This is a genomic window from Bacteroides sp. 44_46 (genome assembly GCF_001915465.1).
In the GTDB taxonomy this organism is placed as follows: Bacteria; Bacteroidota; Bacteroidia; order Bacteroidales; family Bacteroidaceae; genus Bacteroides; species Bacteroides clarus.
This window is the reverse complement of sequence record NZ_MNQO01000001.1, coordinates 280,325-304,668: the sequence shown is the minus strand read 5'-3', so window position 1 is coordinate 304,668 and position 24,344 is coordinate 280,325. Positions and strand designations below refer to the sequence as shown.

General features: G+C 45.2%; 15 protein-coding genes. 4 read left to right on the top strand and 11 right to left on the bottom strand.

Translation table 11 applies throughout. From position 1 onward, the window contains the following. From BHV73_RS01175 to dapB, 5 genes are all read right to left on the bottom strand, one after another. On the bottom strand, positions 1 to 785 hold a 785-nt coding region (locus tag BHV73_RS01175; protein WP_129618438.1), incomplete at its 3' end, for an SDR family oxidoreductase. A 111-nt stretch (positions 786 to 896) separates the two neighbouring features. Beyond that, entirely contained in the window at positions 897 to 1,550 is a 654-nt protein-coding gene (locus BHV73_RS01170; protein ID WP_022217766.1) for a WbqC family protein, read from the bottom strand. 34 nt (positions 1,551 to 1,584) lie between these two features. Beyond that, positions 1,585 to 2,523 (bottom strand): signal peptidase I, encoded by a 939-nt coding sequence (gene lepB, locus BHV73_RS01165; protein WP_039950122.1) that lies wholly within the window; start codon positions 2,521 to 2,523, stop codon positions 1,585 to 1,587. A gap of 34 nt (positions 2,524 to 2,557) precedes the next feature. Then, positions 2,558 to 4,042, bottom strand: a complete 1,485-nt coding sequence (locus BHV73_RS01160; RefSeq protein WP_009120226.1) for a S26 family signal peptidase — start codon at positions 4,040 to 4,042, stop codon at positions 2,558 to 2,560. Between the two features lie 6 nt (positions 4,043 to 4,048). Then, complete coding sequence (gene dapB, locus BHV73_RS01155) at positions 4,049 to 4,813, bottom strand: 4-hydroxy-tetrahydrodipicolinate reductase (protein WP_009120227.1); 765 nt, start codon at positions 4,811 to 4,813, stop codon at positions 4,049 to 4,051. A 96-nt stretch (positions 4,814 to 4,909) separates the two neighbouring features. On the opposite strand from dapB, the gene BHV73_RS01150 reads away from it, so the two are divergent. From BHV73_RS01150 to BHV73_RS01135, 4 genes are all read left to right on the top strand, one after another. Next, the gene (locus BHV73_RS01150) at positions 4,910 to 6,184 is read left to right on the top strand and encodes a DUF2851 family protein (protein WP_087413145.1); all 1,275 of its coding nucleotides are present in this window, start codon (positions 4,910 to 4,912) and stop codon (positions 6,182 to 6,184) included. Between the two features lie 86 nt (positions 6,185 to 6,270). Further along, positions 6,271 to 6,780 (top strand): hypothetical protein, encoded by a 510-nt coding sequence (locus BHV73_RS01145; RefSeq protein WP_022217770.1) that lies wholly within the window; start codon positions 6,271 to 6,273, stop codon positions 6,778 to 6,780. A 165-nt stretch (positions 6,781 to 6,945) separates the two neighbouring features. Continuing rightward, positions 6,946 to 10,032 (top strand): chondroitinase family polysaccharide lyase, encoded by a 3,087-nt coding sequence (locus tag BHV73_RS01140; protein ID WP_087413144.1) that lies wholly within the window; start codon positions 6,946 to 6,948, stop codon positions 10,030 to 10,032. A 21-nt stretch (positions 10,033 to 10,053) separates the two neighbouring features. After that, a complete protein-coding gene (locus tag BHV73_RS01135; RefSeq protein ID WP_087413143.1) occupies positions 10,054 to 11,412 on the top strand; it encodes a sulfatase family protein in 1,359 nt (452 codons plus the stop codon). Positions 11,413 to 11,475: 63 nt separating this feature from the next. Here BHV73_RS01135 and BHV73_RS01130 read toward each other — a convergent pair whose 3' ends face one another. From BHV73_RS01130 to BHV73_RS01105, 6 genes are all read right to left on the bottom strand, one after another. Beyond that, entirely contained in the window at positions 11,476 to 12,426 is a 951-nt protein-coding gene (locus BHV73_RS01130) for a tRNA-dihydrouridine synthase family protein (RefSeq protein WP_087413142.1), read from the bottom strand. An 18-nt stretch (positions 12,427 to 12,444) separates the two neighbouring features. After that, complete coding sequence (locus BHV73_RS01125; RefSeq protein WP_087413141.1) at positions 12,445 to 13,578, bottom strand: glycoside hydrolase family protein; 1,134 nt, start codon at positions 13,576 to 13,578, stop codon at positions 12,445 to 12,447. A gap of 142 nt (positions 13,579 to 13,720) precedes the next feature. Beyond that, positions 13,721 to 15,256 carry a RagB/SusD family nutrient uptake outer membrane protein gene (locus BHV73_RS01120; RefSeq protein WP_039950123.1) on the bottom strand — a complete coding sequence of 512 codons (1,536 nt, stop codon included), beginning with the start codon at positions 15,254 to 15,256 and terminating at the stop codon, positions 13,721 to 13,723. A 26-nt stretch (positions 15,257 to 15,282) separates the two neighbouring features. Next, a complete protein-coding gene (locus BHV73_RS01115) occupies positions 15,283 to 18,375 on the bottom strand; it encodes a SusC/RagA family TonB-linked outer membrane protein (protein ID WP_009120235.1) in 3,093 nt (1,030 codons plus the stop codon). 171 nt (positions 18,376 to 18,546) lie between these two features. After that, a complete protein-coding gene (locus tag BHV73_RS01110) occupies positions 18,547 to 20,106 on the bottom strand; it encodes a sulfatase family protein (RefSeq protein WP_022217776.1) in 1,560 nt (519 codons plus the stop codon). A gap of 112 nt (positions 20,107 to 20,218) precedes the next feature. Continuing rightward, positions 20,219 to 24,289, bottom strand: a complete 4,071-nt coding sequence (locus tag BHV73_RS01105; RefSeq protein WP_022217777.1) for a hybrid sensor histidine kinase/response regulator transcription factor — start codon at positions 24,287 to 24,289, stop codon at positions 20,219 to 20,221. Positions 24,290 to 24,344: the final 55 nt, after the last annotated feature.

The window sequence follows — 24,344 nt, the reverse complement described above, 5'->3', positions numbered from 1 at the left end:
CCGTCCACTACCGAGAGCGCTCCGGTCACGAAGCTGGAAGCGTCACTGATGAGGTAGTGAATGGTTCCGAAGAGTTCTTCCGGTTCCGCGAAGCGTCCGCACGGTGTGTGCGCGATGATGGTCTTTGCGCGGTCTGTATACGAACCGTCGGGGTTGGTGAGGAGCGCACGGTTCTGGTTGGTAAGCAGGAATCCCGGAACGATGGCGTTCACGCGGAGTTCAGGGCTGAACTTGGTTGCCAGCTCGGTTGCCATATAGCGGGTATAGTTGCCGATGGCTGCCTTGGCGGAGCCGTAACCTACCACGCGCGTCAGCGGACGGAGAGCGGATTCGGAGCAGAAGTTAACGATGGCGCCCTTCTTGTTCTTTGCCATGACGTCTACGAACACCATGGTGGGGAGTACCGTACCGAAGAGGTTCAGGTCTACGACTTTGCGGAATGCGTCCACATCCAGGTCGAGCACGGTCTTGTCCGGAGCGATGGTGGCGCCCGGCATATTGCCGCCTGCGGCGTTCAGCAGCACGTCGATGGTGCCGAAACGTTCGAGTATGGCTTTCTTGTTTTCTTCCAGCACTTCCTTGTTCAGTACGTCGGTTACGAGGAACAGCGCTTCAGACTTTTGGTTAAGTTCGGCTTCCAGTTCCCTGCCCGCTTCTTCCACACGGTCCAGAACTACGATTTTGGCTCCTTGCTCGGCCAGATAGTTCGCGATGTTTCTTCCCAGAATACCGCAACCGCCTGTTAGGACGATTACCTTGTCTTTGATGTCGAATAAGTTTTTCATGATTTATGTATTTAGTTAATTATATGGATGCGCATTTCTTTTGGTTTGTGTTGCAAAAATAGCGAATAAATAGTTTCTTTGTTATCGGGAATATGCCAAAAATTATAGAAATTATACCAAGTTACCGGTATTGTTGCCATTACTTTGTTGTAATACCAATAAACTCTCCGGCCCCATATTGAACAGCAAATCGATAATGCTCAGATTAGGCAGGAAACCGTGTCTTTCTTGGAATACCTGATAGTAAGGTTGCGGGGAGAAATCCGGGTCTTCCAGGCGGAAGTCTTTCTTAGGATGAATACGCTCGCGGAAGTCTGTTTCGCCGGGAGCAAACTCGGTTTTATATTCTGAGGTACGTTTCATGACGGGCTGTATATCTATCAGCGAACAGATGAGATGGCAGAGTTCTTCGTTGAAATCGGCTAAAAACTCATATCTCTTTTCATAAAAAGGGCGGAAGTCATCTTTGTAATATTCAAAGAACGGGGTATGGTTGTATGCCGATTCAATGGCATTCCAGTGTAAATGGCGCCAATTGCCATGGTCGGAGATGCGGATATCGCGCATCGGGCATTTTAAAGTGTCGGGCTTGACCGTAGGGATGGAAAGGGCGAGTGCTCCGTCCGGTGCGGCAATGGTGCAGCGGTTACGATACGTTTGTTTGGTATAGTGGTCGTGCTGTTCGATATACACCTGGCCGTATGCCAACAACTTGGTGTAGTATTCAACCGGAGCCAGATAGGCGGAAGAAAGATAGACAGTCATTTAAATTGAGAATTAAGAATTAAATATTAAAAAATCATCTCACCCTTTTCCACATCCTGTCCCAACGGTAACCATTGAAAAGTCCCGTTTCCTGTTCTTTGGAAAACCATATGAGGGCTGCCTTACCGATAACATGGTCTTTGGGTACAAGGCCGAACAGGCGGGAGTCTGACAGATTTATGGAGTTGTTAGCGCTAACCCAATAGTAATCTTTCGTAAAATAACAATGCTGTACAGGTTTTCCATCTATGTATAATGTATCGTTTTTGATTTCTGCCCGTTTCTGTTCATGCAGTACCAGTGTGTTTCGCAGCAGTGTCATATTCCAGGGATATACGCGTACGGCTTTTCCTTTACCGGGAATAATGAGCGGTTTCAGTGCTTCAACGGAATCTTCTGTATCGGCGGGTTCTATCCAGTTATTGGCTCCTAAGGCCTGTTCCAATAAATAATATTCATACCGGCTGAAACTGCGTACATTCTTTGCCGTATCTTGCCCCAACAACGTGTTGGGGCGGATGGAAAGAATGGTGAGTAAGGAGTCCAGCTGCTTTTCTTTTTTTCGGGGATACATATAAAGATATTTCTGGTCGGGGGCATTCTTTTCCGAAGGAATTACGGAAAATAGCGAATCTATCAACAAAGTATCTCCCGGTACTCCCAAACAACGGCTGATGAATATTTCTCTTTGATCGATTGTTGCTTGTGAAAGATTGGCGGGATTGTTAAATACAAGAATGTCGTCCTTGCGCACAGGCTTATCCGTCCAACGGTGATAACCCCATAAACTCATGAAAGGAAGCCGTAGTCCGTAGCTCCATTTGTTTACTAAGATACGTTCGCCGCGATACAGTGAATTCTCCATTCCCGAGGAAGGTATTAAATAGGAAGTCGCAACACAGCTCCGGAGCAATACCACTATCAGTATCACTCCTGTTATAGTAGCTGCAATCTTCCGCTTCCTTCCTCTCATGGTATGTACCAATCGCTAACTCTTAATTACTGTATCAATGTACCCATTTGAAGATTCGGTTCCAACGGATTTTTCCGTCGAACCAGCCGCGGTCTTTGTCTAACGACAGCCAAACGACGATAGGTTTGCCTACCACGTGGTCTTCCGGTACAAAGCCCCAATAACGGGAATCGAGAGAATTATGGCGGTTATCGCCCATCATCCAGTAATAATCCAGCTTGAAAGTGTAGGTATCCGTCTTTTCTCCGTTGATATAGATGCCGTCCGGTTTTTGTTCCAGTGTATTGCCTTCATAGGCAACGATACAACGTTCATAAATCGGTAAGTTGTCTTTGGTCAAGGTTATGGTAGCACCCTTTTCCGGTATCCATATAGGACCGTAGTTGTCTCGCGTCCACTTTGTATGGAGATTTTGCGGATACATCTGTCCCGATAGGTTTTCCGGTTCCATAACGATACGGCTGATCAACTTTTTGTTGCCGATAAGCGTATCGTACATTTTCTTGGTAAGAGGCAAGTGATAAACGGGAGTCAGCCTGCCTTGGGCATCACGGCGGTCCAGCCCCATCTGCATAAGCCCTTCCTCATAATTGAAGTCATCGGTCATCAATATCTGGTCGTCATTGCTGATTCCCAGTTCGCGGAACATATTTTCCGGTATGTACGGACCCGTGGTCTGCACAAAATAGTTGAGCTGCATATCTTCCGGATTCTCAATGGCTTTCCCATCGATATACACTTGTGTATCCTTTATCTGCAAGGTATCTCCCGGCAAACCGACGCAACGCTTTACATAATTCTCGCGGCGGTCCACAGGACGTACTACAATATCACCATACATTTGCGGATTGGTACGGATCAGATTGCGACCGGCATTGTAGTAGAGGTCGTAGACGGTACGCTGCTGGTCGCGCGTCAGGCTGTCCATATTGATTTTATTGGGATATACACGTTGTCCCTCCCTGTAAGCCAGACTGTAAAAGTCTTCTTGCTGCCTGTTGAGCGCTACCGTATCGCCTGCCGGAAAGTTGAACACGACAATATCGTTCAGTTTCACCTTTCCGAAGCCCGGTACGCGTTTATATTTCCATTGCGGCCATTCAATGTACGATTTGGTATTGAATATCGGCAGCGTATGTTGCGCCAGCGGCATGGAGAGCGGTGTATTCGGTACGCGCGGACCGTAACTCATCTTGCTTACGTAAAGGAAGTCGCCTACCAACAATGATTTCTCCAGTGAAGATGAAGGTATCTGATAGTTCTGGAATATGTAGATATTTACAAAGTAGACCGCTACCAATGCGAAAACAATGGCGTCCACCCAACTCATGATACCGCGTACTGCCGGATTCTTGGATTTCTTCCAAAATCCCCAAGGTATCTTTTTACTGATATAAATGTCAAATATAAAAGGAACGATAACCAGTCCCCACCAACTTTTTACCCAGACAAGGAAAATAAGATAAAGTAAGGTGATTATGCCGAACTTAATCCATTGGGCGCGTGTTGCTTTTCTCATACTACTTTAGTCTTTTAAAAATGGGAATAAATCGCTCATACCTAAGAAACCTTGTTTGCCGGCGGTATATTCTGCAGCCAATACGGCTCCTAAGGCAAAGCCGCTGCGGTTTTTGGCATCATGGGTGATGGTGATGCTGTCCGCCTCGGAATCATAGCGGATGCTGTGAATGCCCGGTACTTCTCCTTCGCGGATAGAGCTGACAGGCAGCTCGTCGGCTGCACATTCGGCAGAGCCCGATACGCTTCCGTCCGGTGCTTGCAGCGTGCCTTTCACCCAACGGTCTTTGCGGTCGAGATTTTCCAAAATACCCTCGGCAAGGGTAATGGCAGTACCGCTTGGAGCGTCCAGCTTATGTATATGGTGCGTTTCGCTCATCGTTACGTCATAAGCGGGGAAACGGTTCATAATCTTTGCCAGGTATTTGTTGACAGCCGAGAATATGGCTACTCCCAAACTGAAGTTGGATGACCAGAACAGTGTCTTGCCGCCTTCGGTACAGAGTTTCCTGACCTCTTCGCCGTGCTCCTCCAGCCAGCCCGTACTGCCCGAAACCAATTTTACGCCGGCTTTGAAAGCTTTCATATAATTGTTATAGGCTACCATTGGATTGGTAAACTCTATGGCAACGTCGGCGCTCTTGAATGCGTCCGATTCAAAATCCTCCTGGTTATTGATATCGATGATGCTGACAATTTCGTGTCCGCGGCTCAAGGCGATTTTCTCAATCTCCTTGCCCATTTTTCCGTAACCGATTAGTGCTATTTTCATTGTTTCTTTGGTTTTTATTCAGTTTATCAACAAACTATACGTCGCAAAGGTAATCTTTTTCTTACATTTGTACACAACATTAACGTCTTGTTAACAATGGAACAATTGCTGCATTACGTCTGGAAGCATAAGATATTTCCTTTAATGCCACTTCAGACGACCTCCGGACAGCCGGTCGAAGTGATAGAACCCGGTTTGCCGAATATTGATGCAGGCCCCGACTTCTTTAACGCGAAATTAAAAATAGACGGTACGCTTTGGGTAGGTAACGTCGAGTTGCATACGCAGGCTTCGGACTGGTTTCGTCATGGACACGACCGGGATACAGCCTACGATAATGTTATCCTGTATGTGGTGGGCGGTTCGGACTGCGAGGTGTATCATACGAACGGTGATATTGTTCCTCAACTATTATTGCGCTGCCCTGACAATGTCCGGCTGCGTTATGATGAGTTGCAACAGGCGGAGATATATCCTCCTTGCTATTCTATCCTTGCTTTCCTTCCGAAACTGACTGTTCATTCTTGGTTGTCGGCTTTGCAGGTAGAGCGTTTTGAACAGAAGGCGCAAGCCGTTACCGCACGCTTGGAACGTTGCAATAATCATTGGGAGGACGTATTTTTTATTACCCTTGCCCGTAATTTGGGTTTCGGGTTGAATGGTGATGCCTTTGAAGCATGGGCCAATCATCTGCCGTTTCGTGCGGTGGACAAACATCGGGACAGCCTTTTTCAGGTAGAGGCGTTCTTTTTAGGACAGGCGGGACTTTTGGAAGAAGATTTTCAAGGGGATAGTTACCATCAGAAACTTCGAAAAGAATTTCATTATTTGCAACATAAATTCGAATTGCCTGTACCTATGACCTGCGACTTGTGGAGTTTTCTGCGACTGCGTCCCGGTAATTTCCCTCATGTGCGTTTGGCGCAACTTGCCTGGTTGTATCATAAGGAACAGTCTTTGTTTTCACGCGTCATGGCGGCCGAAACGCCGGAGGATGTAAAGAAAATATTATCGGCGCAGACCTCAACTTATTGGGAAGAGCATTTCACTTTTAAAAAGGCTTCGCCTCACCGGGAAAAACGGTTGGGGGAGAATGCCTTGAACCTTATTCTTATCAACACCGTCATACCTTTTCTTTATACTTACGGAATGCATAAGGCAGACGAGGAGCTTTGTGAACGTGCTACCCGTTTCCTTGAAGCGTTGAAAGCGGAGAATAATCATGTTACCCGCTTATGGAGCGGTGCAGGGTTGCCCGTCTATACAGCGGCGGACTCGCAAGCATTGCTTCAGCTCCAAAAGGAGTACTGTGACAAGAAAGATTGCCTGCATTGCCGTTTCGGATATGAGTATTTAAAGAGTCAGCGGTAGCATGATATAAATTCCTGTCGGCTTTTCATTGTAAATTCCTGACTTGTTGTATATTTGTACCCTGAATCGAAATAATTCGTATCTATATGAAGGCAATTTACTTTGTTTTTTGTCTGTGTACGGCGCTTATGTTCTCGACTGTCAACAGTCTGGCGGCCGGAGAGGATTTCAAGACGTTTCTCCGGAAATTCACGTCCAGCGCTTCATTTCAGTACTCCCGTATTAAGTTTCCTTTAAAATCTCCTATTGTTTTATTGAAAGACGATGGTGAAACGGAGCAAACATTTCCTTTTACCCGCGATAAATGGGCATTGCTGGATAGCGAAACTCTGCAAGAGGGAAGGATTACGGAGGAGGAAGGGGGAATCTATATTTCCCGTTTCACCCGTGATGAACCGGCCCATAAAGAGTTTGAAGCGGGGTATGATGAGTCGGAACCTTCGCTTCGTGTTGTTTTTGAATTGATAGATGGTAAATGGTACGTCACCGACTGCTATAACGATTGGTATAACTTTGATTTGCCTGTCAGCGAACTGGAAGAAACTGTCCGCACAATGCAGGAAGAAAATAAAAGCTTCGAGGAACTTCATCCCTAACTGATTAACTTTTGCTTTTGTACACAGAACAGTAATCGCTGTTCTGTACTTTGCAGGGAGAGGCTATAACATTTTTAGACCTCTTCTGTACGATTTATGCCCCTCTTTTTCCTGAAAGAGGGTTTTCTTTGTAAACGGTATTATAGTAACCTTAAATGAATAAATATGATGCAATTTAGTAAATGGACAATGGGAGTGGGGATGCTCCTTGGAACTTTATTGCCGGTAAGTGTAGAAGCTCAGGTAGTAAAGAACGAAAAACTACTTTCTTTTGAAGACCGGCAAGTACCGGTGTTTATTTCGGGAACGGAATCCCGTTTAGAAATCAGTGACGAACATTATAAAGACGGTTTGCATAGTTTGAGCTGGACATTTAATCCGGGGGCTGTGCTCTCTATCAAAAAGGACTTGAAGTTCGAAAAGAAAGATCCTACCGGGAAGGATACCTATCTCTCCGCTTTCATTGTATGGGTGTACAATGAACAGGCACAAGACAAAAAGATAGAGTTTGAGTTTTTAAAGGACGGAAAGAAATGCACTTCTTTCCCGTTCGGAATCAACTTCACTGGTTGGCGTGCAGCGTGGGTATGTTATGAACGTGATATGGAGGGGACACCGGAAGAGGGGATGAACGAAATCCGTATTATTGCTCCCGATAGTAAAGGGAAGCTGTATTTGGATCATATCATACCCGCCAGCAAGGTGGATGCCCGCCAGCAGACGGCTGACGTGCAAGTTCCTTTTGTGAATAAGGGGACTACCAATCATTGGCTTGTTATTTACGAACATTCTTTATGGAAACCGGATATAGCCTTGACTCCGGTAAGCGATGTGCAGAAACAGGAAATGAGGGTGATAGAGAAACGCTTCAGAAATATGCTTTATACACCCGGCAAGTTGTCGGATAAGGAAATGGCGGCTATTCGTAAGCAATACGACTTCTACAAGATTACATATAGAAACGGTAAGGTGAGCGGTCTGCCTATCTTCATGGTACGTCAGTCGGAAGCTTACGAACGTATGATACCGGATTGGGATAAGGATATGTTTACCAAACTGGGCATGGAAATGGATGAATACTTCAAACTGATGAAGCGCATAGCCGTTGCTTATAACAATGCGACGGATGTCGCTATACAGAATGAGTTGAAGCAAAAGTTCCTCGCTATGTACGATCATATTACCGACCAGGGTGTGGCCTACGGCAGTTGCTGGGGAAATATCCACCACTACGGTTACAGCATGCGCGGTCTGTATGTGGCCTATTTCTTGATGAAAGAGGTATTGAATGAGGCCGGTAAGTTGAATGAAGCCGAACGTACCCTGCGCTGGTATGCCATCACTAACGAGGTTTATCCTAAACCTACCGTAAACGGTATAGATATAGACTCTTTCAATACACAGACTCAAGGACGTATGGCAAGTATTCTGATTATGGAAGATACCCCGGAAAAACTGCAATATCTGCGTTCTTTCTCGCGCTGGTTGGATTATGGATGCCGGCCGGCTCAAGGTTTGTCCGGTTCTTTCAAGAAAGATGGGGCTTGTTTTCATCATCGTAACAACTATCCTGCCTATGCTGTTGGCGGCTTGGACGGGGCTACGAATATGATTTATCTGTTGAGCGGAACTGAGTTCAAGGTTTCCGAACTGGCACACTCCACGGTCAAGAATGTATTGCTCACGATGCGGTTTTATTGTAATTTGAAGCAATGGTCTCTTTCTATGTCCGGTCGTCACCCTAACGGAAAAGGAGAGCTGATACCTATCCAGTATGCCACTATGGCTATTGCCGGTACACCGGATGGCAAGCAGAAATACGATGCCGATATGGCGGCTGCCTATCTGCGTTTGACAGCTTATTCCAGTACGTCGGATAAGGATGCCCCCGATTATTTGCCAAAGGCTTCTACCCGGCAGGAGTTGAAGATGAAAGAATTACTTGAAGCGCAAGGCTTTCGTCCTGAACCTGACCCGCAGGGTAATCTTGCATTAGGTTACGGTTGTGTTTCTGTACAGCGCCGGGATAATTGGGCGGCTGTCGTACGTGGACATTCCCGCTATTTGTGGGCTGCCGAGCATTATCTTCCTGCCAATTTTTACGGTCGTTATCTGGCGCATGGCAGTATGCAGATACTGACAGGCAAACCCGATGAAATGGTGACTTTTGCTACCGGTGGTTGGCAGGAGAATGGTTTTGATTGGAACCGTATTCCGGGTACGACGAGTATTCATCTGCCTTTTGAACAGTTGCGCGCCAACGTATTGAACGTGGACATCTATTCGGGTATGGAAGAAATGCTCTATTCCGATGAGGCTTTTGCCGGTGGCTTGTCCCAAGCGCGCTTGAACGGTAACTTCGGTATGAAATTGCACGAGCATGACAAGTACAATGGTTCGCATCGTGCTCGTAAGTCTTTCCACTTTTTTGATGGTACGATAGTATGTTTGGGTACAGACATTGAGAATACGAATGCAGAGTTTCCTACAGAGACTACCGTTTTCCAGTTAGCGGCTATTACTCCCGAAAACCATCAATACTGGAATAATTACAAGAGTGACGGGCAGACTTATATTGATCCGAACGGGGTAGGGTATTACCTTGCCAAAGCCTCTGTGGCAAGCGCGAAATATGAAAAGAATTTTCCGCAAGTTACCGTAGGAGAACGCAGTACGAAGCCTACTTCAGGCGATTGGGTTTCTTTGACGTTGCAACATGGCAAGGCTCCGAAGGGCGCTTCTTATGAATATGCCGTATTACCTCGTACGGATGCCGTTTCTTTGAAAGCATTTGCGAAGAAACCTTCTTATAAAGTTCTTCAGCAAGACCGTAATGCGCATATCGTTCGTTCACTGACGGATAATCTTACTTCTTATGTTTTGTTTGAAACTCCCCAAACGCTTCCAGCGGACGGTTTGTTACAAAAGGCGGATACTTCCTGCTTGGTCATGATTCGTGAGAATAAAGAGAAATTGTTACTGACTGTTTCTCAACCGGACTTGGCATTGTACCGTGGTCCGAGTGATGAGGCCTTTGATAAAGACGGCAAACGGATTGAACGGAGCATCTATTCACGTCCGTGGATTGATGATGAGAGTGGAGAAATTCCTGTAACCGTTACATTGAAAGGCTTGTGGCAAGTAGCGGAAACGCCGTATTGCAAACTTGTTTCAGCAGATAAAAAACAAACCGTGCTACGTTTTACATGTAAGGATGCGGCAAGTTTTGATGTAGAGTTATTACGTAAATAAACTTTAATCGGTTTCTTTACTATGACAGAATTAAAAAATATCATGTTGTGTGCAACCGCCTTTGCCCCTTCTCTGGTAGGGGCAAAGGACTTGCCGAATATCATCTATATTGTAACCGACCAGCAGACTGCTTCCGCCATGAGCTGTGTGGGGAATACGGATTTGCATACACCTAATATGGATCGCTTGGCACAGTCGGGAGTTCTGTTTAGGAATGCTTATTGTTCCGCTCCTTTGAGCGGACCTTCCAGAGCATCTATGTTTACAGGGTATACATCTCATGAGGTTGGTCTGTCCCGCAACAATGTACCTATGGCCGACTCTTTGCGTACCAATAGTTTAGGCTGGTTGATGCAACATGCCGGTTATGAATGTGCTTATGCCGGGAAATGGCATGTACATACTCCTTCTATGCCTGATAAAGAGTTCGGGTTTTCTACTATTCATCCGCATAATGATAATGGACTGGCGGAGGCTGCCGTTTCTTTTCTTGTACAGAAACATTCCAAACCTTTCTTTTTGGTGGTAGGTTTTGATAATCCTCATAACATCTGTGAATATGCACGTAGTCAGAATCTGCCATTCGGTAACTTGCCTGAGCTTCCTCAAGATGAATGGCCCGGGCTACCGCTTAATTTTGCCCGTAATCCTTATGATGCCGATGTCATCGACTATGAGCAAACATTGAATTATCCGGCTTATCCTACCCGCCACTATTCTCCTGATGATTGGCGGCGTTACCGTAGTCTTTACTTTCGGTTGGTAGAGAAAGTAGATGCCGAGATTGGTAAGATTGTTGATGCTATTGATAGGCTGGGATTGTGGAAGAACACCGTGGTTATCTTTACGAGCGATCATGGTGACGGCGTAGGGGCGCATCATTGGAATCAGAAGTCGGCCTTATATGAAGAAGTGGTGAATATACCTTTGATAGTGACTCTTCCCGGAAAGCAAAATGCAGGTAAAGAGATGCCCCAACTCATTAATGGAGGTGTTGATTTCTTCGCTTCCGTATGTGATTGGGCAGGTATCTCCCTTCCCGGAAACTTACATGGCGTTTCTTTTAAGTCTTTAGCTGAAAGTGCTGATCCTCAGCAAGTACACCAGCCTTACGTAGTTACTGAAACAACATTCGATAAGGGTATTGCCCGTGGTTGGGCTTTGCGTACTTCACGTTATAAGTATGTATTATATGATAAGGGGCTCTATCGTGAGCAACTTTATGATATGGTCAATGACCGCGGAGAAATGCGGAATTTAGCCATAGAAAAAAAGTATCAGAAGATTCTATTACAACATCGCGTTTATTTGAATGAGTGGATGAAGCTGCATCGTGTAGCCCAAATTCGTCCTGAGGTACATTTGATTCCGGGCATGTAAATCGGTAATGAACCCTAAAAGCCGGATAAAAACTTTTAGGGTTCATTGCTGATTCTGTTCGTTTTATTTGTATGAGGCGAGTAAACTGTCTACTGCCGCCTGGTAGTTGGCCAATTTACCGGTCTTGTGTATGACTTTCTTCGCTTTGCGATCACCATCGGGTAGCAAATATTCCCAAAAGCTTTTCATTTTCATTAATAACTGCATTTCACCGCCTTGCAGTTGCTCTTCATAGCTATTATACACTGCTGTATGCAACTGTTTTACTTTAGCTGCCATTTCGTCGGGAGACAGTTTCCTCCCTTGTCGATATTCCCATGCCAAGGCCGGGTTGGCGAGCAAGCCGCGTCCGATTACAAGCCCTACCAGCTTAGGGAAACGTTCGGTAATAATCTGTATATCTTCTATTGTATGCAAGTCCCCATTATATAGCAAGGGTTTGTCGCATCCGTCATAAAAAGCCTCAAATCCGTTTAAATCCACCTCTTTTTTATATTGTTGTTTTCCCAAACGCGGGTGCAGAATGATGTGGGCCAGAGGGAGTGCGTTCAATAACGGTAAGAGCGCAATACATTCGCTGGCATTTTCCCAACCTAATCTAAGTTTGACGGAGAAACGGATCTGGGGATATTGTTCAATTGCGGCGGTAAGCAGGTCTTTTACTTCTTCGGGATATGGCAGCATGCCGGCACCGTTATGTCGTTTGGCTAACATGGGGAAAGGACATCCCAGATTGATATCTGCTTCTTGATAATTATGCTCGGTAAGAAGAGACATTATCTGCTCTAACTTATTGGGACACGACGCAATCAGTTGGGGAATCAAGTGTATGTTCCGGTTATTTTCCGGATGTATATCACGTGCGTCTTTCCGGCGTATTTCACCGTGCTCCACACGTACGAAAGGGGAATAATAGGTGTCTATTCCACCGAAAATGCGGGCATGGGCTTGCCGATAGGCTGCGTCTGTGTAGCCTTGAAGCGGAGCGAAATGGATAGGTAATAAATTGTTCATAAGGGCAAAGATACGTTTTTATTCCTTATCTTTTATAGGAATAACCATATTCCAGGAGCGCGATGCATTTTCGAATCCACCGGGACCATCCATGGTGGCGAAAAAGATATAAATGGGTTTCCCGTCTTCGAAAAGGATAAAAGGACGTTCCAATTGCCCTTGCATCTCTATCTTTCCATCTTCCCATTCCACACTGCGGGAATAGGCTTTGGGAGCTTTATCCACGGTCCATTGGATGCCATCCTTGGAATGTGCCATGACTCCACCGCCTTGTTCACCTGTAAATTTGGCTACGTGGTCTTTAAAGATGATATGATAACCGTTAGAATCTTTCCAAAGAAAAGGGTCTTCGGCTTCACCTTGGCCGTTTACTTCAAAGATAGGCTCGTTATTATTCAATACTTTGTACGGACCTTCTATTTGAGGAGCATAAGCTATTCCAAGGCTCATCGCTGAATGTTGATAGCCGTTGATGTAGCGGCGCCCTTTGAAAATCATGATTATCGATCCGTCTTCCTGTATGATAGGAGAGGGATTTGAGGTAAGAAAACTGTAGAATGTACCGGGTTGGGTCTTTAGGATTGGTTCGTCCAAACGTTTCCATGGTCCATAAGGAGAATCGGAAATAGCCAGCCCTATCCGTTTATTGGCGCGGGCGACCGTACACCAAGGGCTGTCCAGGGTAAGTTGGTCATATTCCGGCTCTGCAAACGGATGAGTGGAACCCATGTAAATAAGGTAATATTTGCCGTTTTGTTTTAAGATACGCGGGTTGTGTGTAGAACGTCCATCCCAATATTGCGCGCCGCGTGCGGGCAGAGCTACATCGCTAAAGTGGTAGGGGCCCTGTGGTACATCGGATACCGCATGTACAATCTCGGAGGCTACCATCCATCCCGGATGGAATGGCAATGTTTTAGGAAAGCGAGATACAAACATGTGGTATTTTCCGTCATCACCTTTTACCACCGAACTTCCCCAAACCCAATAGTCTTCAGACTCGAAAGCCGGTGTGCGGGATGCCTTATCCAAGTGATGAAATAAGCAGTTGCCGGATTCTTTTTTTAATTCCACCAGGTTTTCTATTTTTTGCGCAATTGCTGTTATAGATATACATATACAGCAAAGAAGGGATAAACCGTATTTTTTCATAAATGTGTATTGTTAGTGAGGATGTAAAGTTAGAAAAAAGGGAAGAATTTCACAACTCTTCCCTTTCTGCATGTTAAATTAATTAAGGTCTGTTTTTTTGATTACCGATATAAAAAATAAGGTTAGAAGTTTTGTGGTATAATTAGTATCCTGCATTGTTTGTCCAACCGGCAAGGTCTATTTGCTGGTAAGGTACAGGGAAGTAATAATGATGATTCGCGTTGAAAAGAGAAGCATCCCATTCCTCGGCACGCACGTCCTTTACTTTCTCCAGACGAACCAGTTCGAACCAGCGTTTCATTTCAGCGAAGAATTCCCAACCACGTTCATTGGATACGGCTGTCAGGAAGGTAGCCGCATCGGTAGTCGTAGTTAATGCTATCCCTCTGTCCGGATAGTCTGCGCGTTTCTGTACTTCCTGAATCGCATTCAAAGCATCTGTACTAACCGTATTGGTTGCGCGTGTAGAAGCTTCGGCGTACATCAGGAGTACTTCGGCATAACGGTAGATACAGGTTATACCGTTTGCCTGCGCGCTTTTGCCGGGATCTCCTTCGTCATAATTGTAGTATTTGGAGATAGCGGGTAGCTTATCTGCGCTTTCAGTATAAGGAATTGTTTTAAGAATGTCTTTGCCATCCGTATCTTTTTTCCCGCTTTTTACAGGCCATTCCGTCATATAGTTCCAATCCTTGCGTGCATCCTCAGGATAACTCAGGAAGAAATCCTCGTCACCGTAGTAATCAGACCAACCGGCGTTGGGAGCATAATCACTCGGATAATAAGATTTGCCGTAATTACTTGCTATTTTATGCTTAGAGCTGTGTTGCAAGGCAAACATTACTTCATTGGTCTGCGTTTTGTTGGCTTCCAGCCATAAATCGGAATATTCGGTTGTCAGTTTAAGACCGGCGGTATTGGCGTTGTCTATGATATCTTTGGCCTCGGTTGCTGCCAGACCGTAATATTCGGTTCCCTTGTTCAAGGGCCATCCGGCCATTGTCATATAGACGTCGGCCAAGCAAGCTTTTGCAGCCCATTTGGAAGGTGTGGAGTTGTTACTGCGTCCTTTGTTAGGCAACCATTCCGCTGCAGTTTTAAGACTGGGAACAATGGCTTTGTCATAGATTTCGGCAACAGCAGTTCGTGGCATGGTAATGGTTATTTCATCGTTTTCCATCAACAAAGGTACGTCACCATACAAACGGGTTAAATAGAAATAAGAAAGACCGCGCATAAAGTAGGCTTCACCTAAAATCTCTTTGAATGCTTTGGCTTCTTCTTCTGTTGTCGGAATTGTTGTTCCTTTAATGATTTTATTGGAACTGCTGATAACTTTATAGAACAGTGTCCAGGTGGTTGAGAAATCAGCATCATTGGCCGTAAGATTAGGAGTTAATCTTCCGTAATATGCCAATTCGTTATTGGCTTTGGCCGCACGGTACGTAATGTCGTCCGCACATACGTTAAGACGTTGCAGGCGGCTGTTAAATCCGTAGTTACCTTGCCATAAATCGCTATAAAGAGCATCTGCGGCTTTTTGAAGACTTGCTTGGTCTATTGCAGTCCAATATTGTTCTTCTGTGATAAATGATTCTGGTTCTTGGGTAAGGTCTACACAAGAAGTCGTCAATAGCAAACTACCTGTGATTGCTGTTAAATATATTAATTTCTTCATATTAGTCTTATTTAGTAGGTTAATCATTAGAATGAGAAATTCAGACCGATCAAATAGTTACGGCTGTTAGGATAGGAACCCCAATCGACACCTTGTACCAAAGGACTGCCCATAGTAGCTTCCGGATCCAGTCCTGAGTAATTGGTAATATGGAATGGGTTTTGTACGGAAGCATATACACGCAGGTTTGTGATACCTAATGCACGGCAAGCTGTTTCCGGGAGAGTATAACCCAAAGTGATACTTTTCATTTTGATGAAGCTGCCGTTTTCAACAAAGCGTGTGCTGAAGAAATCTTTATTTTCTGTTCCGCCGTTGACGAAACCCGGTATATTGGTGTTGGTATTGGTAGGTGTCCACCGATTCAATAATTCGCGCATAGGCGTTACCCCGGCTACTTGTTGGCTCTTAATTAAGTTATATCCCATTTGGTGAGTGGCATTATAAATATCGAATCCGTGGAAACCTACAACGAAGAACGAGAAGTCAAAGTTCTTATAATTGAACGTATTGTTCCAACCCCAGTTAAAGGTCGGTTGTCCGCAACCTATAATTCCTTGGTCTGCGTCGTTGTAAACTCCGTCTTTGTTGATGTCTACATATTTGGAGTTACCCGGTTTTACTTTATAAACTTCACCGTTGGTCTTACCGTTTGTTTGTCCGTTGGCGTCTACGAAAGGAGCGTTTACTTCATCTTCCTGCCATATACCTGCGAATGTATAGCCCCAGAACGAACCTAATTTTTCTCCCTCAATCATCTGGAATATCTGGTTTTGATAGTTTCCGGCTTGTTGTTGGCGGTGGTTGGCTGTCGGAATCTTATTGAATGTACCTTTGTTGTGAGACAAAGTTAAGTCAGTGTGCCAATTGAATTCTTTACCGGTAAACGGATCTGCACTGATTGTAAATTCAACACCGGTGTTTTTGATTTCTCCCGCGTTGTCAAGAATAGAAGTATAACCCATGTGAGAAGGACGCGCTACTTCCAGCAGAATATCTTTGGATAATTTGCTGTACCAATCTGCGGTTAAGCGTATGCGGCCGTTGAGGATTCCGAAATCAACACCTACATTGAATTGGTCGTTACGTTCCCATTTGAGGAAAGAAGCGGCCGGACGGTCTATTTTATAAGCTGTGGCAGAGTTTCCACTTGCATTTGTTACAGTCACCGGAGCCATTTTGGAATAAATACGGTACGCTTCTACCGCCTGGTTTCCTACAGAACCATAGCCTAAACGAAGTTTCAATTGGTCGATAAAACTATTGTCTTTCAAGAAGCTTTCTTGTTTTAAATCCCAAGCCAATGCGGCAGAGGGGAAATAACTCCACTTGTCTTTCAAGCGTGAAGAACCGTCGGCGCGGATAGAGGCGGTAAGCATGTAACGGTTCATGAATACATAGTTGACGCGCAACATACCGGACATCAAGGTGTTGATTGTGCGGTCGGATGCAATAGCTGCCAAATCTGATGCGGACCATGCCAGATTGTTGATGCCAATCATATCGATATAGTCTAAATTGTAGGCTGTACCGGTGTGGTTGTAGTTGTTATCATACGATTGTTCAAATACCGCCGTAGCGTTGATACGATGGTTTTCATTAAACTCTTTTACATAGCTTAGCGTGTTGGTGTTTAACCATGAAGTATTCCAGTAACTGCGTGCCTGTCCTTGCGTCAGACTATTCTTGTAAGAATAATAGCCTTGTTCGTTTTCTACTGATGTGTTCAGTCTGTTGTCAAAGAGTACACCCAATTGAGAACGGAAGCTCAAGCCATCTATAATGTCAAAATGAACATAGCCTTGTATGCGGTTATTTATAGTTTTGTTGGAATTGTCGGCTTCCCATATGTACCCCATCGGATTATATGCTTTACCGCCATCAAAGAAGTTGTTGTTATATTCTCCCTCTTCATTTTTAGGTTCGATGGTACTTGGAAAATACATACTTTGTTGTATCAATCCATCATATTCACTGATACGGGGCTTGCTTGTTTCGCGGTAGTGACCATACATATTCAAACCCGCTTTCAACCATTTCTTAATTTTGGTATCTACTTTTAAACGCCAGCTATAGATTTGGCTGCTTGATTCTTTAATAATACCTTGATCGTCTTGGTAACGGAGAGAGGCGAGAAATGTTGTTTTTTCACCACCGCCGGCAATAGAAAGTTCATAGTTTTGAGTAACGGCAGGACTGCGGAATATTTCTTTCGAGTAGTCAAAGCCTGCTTTTCCGGACTTGAAAGCCGCAAGTTGTTCCGGACTGTAATAATAATTATCTCCCTTACCGAAATATTCTTTTCCGTAATCATTTACTAAATTGGCATATTCATAGGGAGATAGGTTGTCCGGATATTTGGCAACGGTTTTGATATTGGCGAATGCATTGAAAGATACGGTCAGTTTATCTTTTTCAGGATTTTTGGTGGTTACTAAAATAACACCGTTGGCACCGCGCGAACCATAAACAGCTGTTGCGGAAGCATCCTTCAATACTTCTATGGAAGCAATATCCGCAGGATTCAATGATTGAAGGGAACCACCGATGAAACCGTCGATAACAACCAGCGGACCGGTTTCTGCGGTAATAGAGTTAATACCACGGACACGGATTGTATTGTCACCGCTCGGGTCACCGGAACCGGAGAGAACAGACACACCGGCCATACGTCCTTGGAGGGCATCGGATACGTTACCTGTCGGAGTACTCTTTAACGCATCTGCAGTTTTCACGGAAGCTACCGCGCCTGTCAAGTCGCTCTTGCGCTGAACGCCGTAACCTACTACTACAACTTCCTGCAGTAATTGGCTGTCTTCACTCAGTTTTACATTGATTTTTGTTTTTCCGGCTACTGCCACTTTCTGTGTCTGATAACCGATGTACGAAAACACCAGAGTTGCGTTGGAAGGAACATTGGGTAAGCTATAATTACCGTCAATGTCCGTGATACATCCGTTGCTGGTTCCTTCCACTTGTATAGAGGCGCCGATGACCGGGCCCAGATTGTCACTTACTGTACCTGTTACTGTAATATTTTGCGCATTTGCTTGGGTGGCAAATAATACAAAAAGTAACATAATACCTAATGTCTTTAGTAGCTTAGATTTCTGTTTCATAAATATTAATTTAATTGGTTATTGAAAAAAGGTTGTTTTTTTAGTTGGATTTACTCGAATCAAAGTGAAAATCACCTCGCAAATGTATAGAGTATTCGAGGCGAAAACATTCACTAATTGTCCGCAAATAATCTGATTTCGTACATTATCTACGGACAGATTGAATTCCTGTTATTTGCTGTCCTGCTGTTCCTTCGCACCTTTTACTTCATTCAACAAAGCGGACAGTTCTTTCACCTTATCCGGATGAGCTTCGGCTATATTCTCCTTTTCTGAAGGATCGGTAGATAGATTATAGAGCTGAGGCTTAGGACTATTCCCCATTTCCATTTTTGTCCAATATTCCAAAGCGGGTTTATCGCTTGGCTCGATGTACTTCCAATTATTTTGAATGATGGATAGGGTATTATTCAGGTTTTGTTGTACCACATAGTCACATCCGATGGTATCTGTGCCGAGGAAGTTGTTTAGCTGGTCACGGCTGTCGGGAGCTACACCTGCGGGAAGTTCATGATTTAACAGGGCTGCGAATGAGGCATACACATCAATCATGGAGAATAGCGCTTGTTGTTTGCCCGGTTTGATTCCATTCGGCCAGCGGACGATAAACGGAATACGGGTTCCGGCATCGAACGCGCTGTACTTGCCGCCGCGATAATGCTTCATGGGGGTATGTCCGTTCAGGAGCTCAAAGGCTTGGTCTTGATAGCCGTCGTCGATGACAGGGCCATTGTCGCTGCATAATACGAAGATTGTATTGTCGGCAATATTCAGGCTGTCGAGGGTATGCATAATTTCTCCGACAGTCCAATCCAGTTGCAGAATAACGTCACCGCGCGGACCTAAGCCGCTCTTTCCGGTAAAACGCGGATGAGGAACGCGGGGAACGTGCACATCCTGCGTGCCCATATACAGGAAGAACGGTTCGTTTTTATGTGAAACGATGAAATTTTTTGCTTTACCGGTAATAACATCCGCAATATCCTCATCCACCCAAAGAGCGGATTTTCCACCGGTCATCCAGCCAATGCGGGGGATACCGTTGACAATGGTGTTATTATGTCCCTGACTGGGTTTCATCTTTACCAATTCGGGGTTTTCAAGTCCGGTGGGCCAGTCGCCTACTTTATGGTCATAATTGACGGTGATGGGATCTTTGGGGTCAAGTCCTACAACATGCGCGTTTTCTACAAAAACACAGGGAACCCGGTCTACCGTAGCCGGGATAATAAACTCATAGTTGAAGCCGATATCCTGCGTGTTCGGCTTGATTTCATGGTTGAAATCCGTTCCACCCTTAGGGCCTAATCCCAAGTGCCATTTGCCTACGGCTCCGGTGTAATAGCCTTCTTCTTTGAACATATCGGCCATTGTGACACAGGCTGTATCGATAATCAGTTCGGAGTTACCGGGGGCAATACCTGTATTTTCCTGTCTCCAGGGATACATGCCTGTCAGCAGTCCGAAGCGTGAGGGGGTACTTGTGGAAGAGGTGGCATACGCATTGGTAAACTGCATGCCTTGACCGGCAAGGCGGTCGATATTCGGAGTACTTACTTTAGTGGCGCCATAACAGCTAAGGTCGCCGATGCCTAAGTCGTCAGCGATAAGATAGATAACATTAGGCTTTTGGGGTTGGTCGTTCTTCGCCTCCTGTTTGGATGGGCTGCCACATCCTATCAGAAGGACCGTACTTGGAAGATACGGTAAAAGATTAGATAAATGTTTCATAGCCTTTGGACTTTAAAGTTTGATTCTGTGTCCAAAGATATGCGCTATCTTCCGGTCTGTGTGTATAAAGGAGTACACACGGAAGCATAAAAAGTACAAAAAGATACGCTCCTTACCTTCCGCTTGTTACTTCTTCCTCGTCTTTATCGGATTCTTCCCCCTTACGATAAGCCAGCGGACTGACATGATAGATGTCCTTAAAGCACTTACTGAAGTAGCGTGAGGAACTGAATCCTATCTTATCGGAAATTTCCGTAATGTTCAGCTCGGGATTGTTGCGCAGCATCAGAGCGCCTTTTTTCAAGCGGATAGTCAGTATAAAGTCGTTCGGGGTCTGTCCTGTAATCGCTTTTAGCTTGGTGAACAAATTGGTGCGCGCCATAGCCATTTCCCTGGCAAAGACGTTGACATTAAATTCCGTATCGTCCAGATGCTGCTCAATGATAGCCATGGCACGGTCCAGAATGTCTTTGTCAATCGGATTGGTGGCAAGCATTTGTGCGGCTGTTTGCGGCTGTTTGCTGAACTTTTCCTGCAAGAGGATGCGGGAGTTCACCAGATTGTTGCAACGGGATATCAGTAAGTTCGTGTGGAACGGTTTGGTGATGTAATCGTCCGCGCCGATACGCAAGCCCTCGATATTCAACTCGACGGCGGTACGTGCGGTGAGCAATACCACAGGGATGTGACAGGTGTTAAAATCGCTCTTTATGAGTTTGCACAACTCTGTTCCCGACATTTTGGGCATAACCACATCGCTCACCACAATGCAAGGCATCTCACCGCGTACCAGCTGCCAACCTTCTTCTCCGTTGGCGGCCGTCAATATCTGGTAGAATGGCTTAAAGATATTGGCGAGCATCTCGCGAATGGACTCATTGTCTTCTACAATCAACATTTTGGCATCCGGAATGCGTATGATGGGCGCATTTTCTTCCAGTTCTGTTTTCAGGAAGGCATCTGTTTCCGGCTTGGGAATTTCAATCTGACGCACACAATCCGGGTTCCGGCTGATTTGTTCTTCCGTAAAGAGCTTATTGCCTAAGCGAAGTGTAACGATGAAACTCGTGCCCTTACCCAGCTCGCTTTCCACACGAATAGTACCATGATGTAATTCCACAATACCTTTGGTCAAAGCCAGTCCTATACCTGTACCGCTCTTGCCGGCATCGGTGGAGTTAATCGGGTCTATCTGATAAAAACGGTCGAATATCTTATCGATTTCCTTGGCATCGATACCGCTTCCCGTATCTTTCACGCGGATTACGACGTTGTTCTCTTCTTTCTTCACGCTGAGCGTAATGGTATCTTCCGCTTCCGTATGCTTGATGGCGTTGGATAAGAGGTTATTGATGACTTTCTGCATCTGCTTTTGGTCGTACCACACTTCCAGTTCATCGGTTCCTTTATCGAAATTGAAGTTAATTTGCTTTGCGCTGGCATATTCAAGGAACAGTAAATAGTTTTCATACAAGAAATTCACGATATTGTGCGGGCCGACTTTAATTTTCATATGCCCTTGTTCCTGCTTGCGGAAATCGAGCAATTCGGTGATTAGCTCACGTAGCTGGATACTGTTCTTATAGATACCCAATATCTTATTATAGATAGCGGGGGTGAAGTTCTGTAATTGCAGCAAAGTCTCCACTTGAGCCACGATAAGAGTCAGCGGAGTGCGGAACTCATGCGAGATGTTGGTGAAGAAGCGCAATTTGGACTGGTTCAGCGCTTCTACATCCTGAATATGCTTCTGTTCGTATTTCAAAGACTCACGCAGCTTGATTCTTGACTTGTAGGCGCGCACCGAATACCATAAAACCACTCCCGTTATGATAAAATATATAAAGTAGGCGAGCGTTGTTTTATAGTATGGCGGTAATACATGGATGATAAGCGGTACTTGCGGACAAAGGCTTTCATCTTTTCCTTCCGGTTTAATGAGCAGTTTGTAGGTGCCCGCATTCAAGTTGGTGTAAGTAATGGTATGCAGTCCGCGCGTGCTTGTCCATTCATTGGAGAAACCTTCCAGTTTGTAAATAATATCGTCTTTGTTGGCCGGAATGTAATTGGATGTGGCGAACTCTATGCTGAACATGGTCTGGTCTGCATCGAGAGTTATCTCTTCGGTATGGCACAAGGAGCGTTGCAGGATGCCGGTTTCGTCTCCTACATGGATTTCCTGCCCGTTGACGATGAGGCGTGAGAGGATAATCTTATAGGGTTTCGGGGTGAAGTTCAGCTCCATTTCGTGGAAAGAAATCATACCCTGTACACCACCCAGGAAAATCTCACCGTCACGGGTTACGCAGAGCGCGTTCTCATTGACGGCTGTCAGCGGGAAGCCGTTCTCGGCGCTGTAATTGTTAAAATCTTTATTCCGGTAATCAAAGATGGAAAAACCTTCGTTTGTGATGAGCAGCAATTTACCGCTGGTGGGAGATTCCTGCGTTTCATAGATACAGTCGCTGGCCAGGCCGTTTTTCCCTTTGTCGAAATTCTCGAAGTCATTGGTTTCAGGACGGTATAAATCGAGGCCGCTACCGGAGGTGGAAAACCATAGGTTTCCTTTGCTGTCTTGTGTTATGTTGTTCACGTTATTATTGCTGAGGCTGTTCGGATTGGCGGCATCATGACGGTAGTTCGTCAGTTTGCGGGTATCGAAACGATAGCTGAATACTCCCTCTCCGGTGGCGGCAATCCATAATGTACCTTCCGAGTCGAATACGACATCCGCTACCATTTTAATGGATTTTCCCTCTTTACTGTCTTTAAACAGTTGCCGGCATTGCCCGTTGGCGGGGTTAAAGAGGCATACGCCGTTTTGCGTGGCAATAATCAGAAGGTCTTTGTAGGGGGTGATGTCGCGGATAATATCCGACGGGAGTGATTGCGGATTATTCCCTTCCATGCGGTAATGGGTAAAATGTCCTGAACGTATATCCAGTTTGTTAAGACCGCCCAGATGAGTACCTATCCATATAATTTCTTTATCGGCGTCATAATAAAGCGCTTTCACATTATTATGCGAAATGCTGTTGCGCCCTTCCTGAGGGCGGTACCATTTGAATTCGCGCGTGCGGCGGTTGTAATAATTCAGTCCGCCGCCCTCGGTACCTATCCACAGATTACCGTTTTTATCTTCGATGGTACGTCCTACAACCGGATTGCTCAACCCTTTCTTTTCGTTGGAGGAATAGGAGTAGCGGGTGTAGATTTCATATTCCGGATTGAAGTAGTTTACACCGCCGAAGTAAGTTCCCAGCCAGAGCGTACCTTGATTATCCTTTACGATGCACCAGATGGAAGAGTGGGTGAGGCCATCGGTCTGTATGTCATTGGCGGTGTGGTTCTGGAATAATCCGGTACTCTTGTTGTAACGGTTCAGCCCGTTGAAAGTACCTATCCATATATTGCCCAGATTGTCCTCACAACAAGCTCGTACGAAGTTGGAAGAAAGGCTGTGCGGATTCTTGGCGTCGTACCTGAAGTTCTCGATTTTCCCGTCTGTTTTTACATGGAACAATCCTTCCTCCCAGCTGCCAATCCAAAGTTCTCCTTCGCTGTCGCGATAGAAACTGGTGATATTCCCTTTTTTAATGGGGTGTGTCAGTTCTTTTTTATCTATGTCCAAGCGATACACGCCGTTGGTGGTAGTGCCCATCCATAAGTAACCTTTATAGATGTGCATGCAAATGATTTCCAGGTTTTCGCCGGGCAATTGATAGTAAAGGTCGAAATTGCCCGTCTCCTCGTTATAGCGGTAGACTTCATTTTTCTTACCGATGAAAAGGCCGTTATTGTAGTAAATGCTGCTGATATTACCTTGCAGCAAAGTTGTGAATTTCTGGGTGGAAAGGTTGAATTCGGCCACTCCCTCGGTGCAGAGCAGATAGATTCTTTCGTTGTGATTGCCTACAATGCGCGATACCGTATTACAGAAAAGGCTGTTGGGGTCATTCTTCCGTAGCTTGTAGGTTTTTATATCTTCTCCGTTGTAGCGGTTCAGCCCTTCGCGCGTACCAATCCATAAAATTCCGTTTTCATCGACATACAGGCTGTTTACAGAGAACTGCGATAGTCCGTCGTCGGTGGTAAGATGATTGAAAGTGATGTTCTGCCCATGTACATTTGCGAAAGCCGCGCTCGCTAAAATGAAGAATAATCTGATGATAAGCTTCTGCACGTTGAGTTGTTTTTAAGGTTTCAGTCACAAATATAAGAATATTTTATACAAAGAT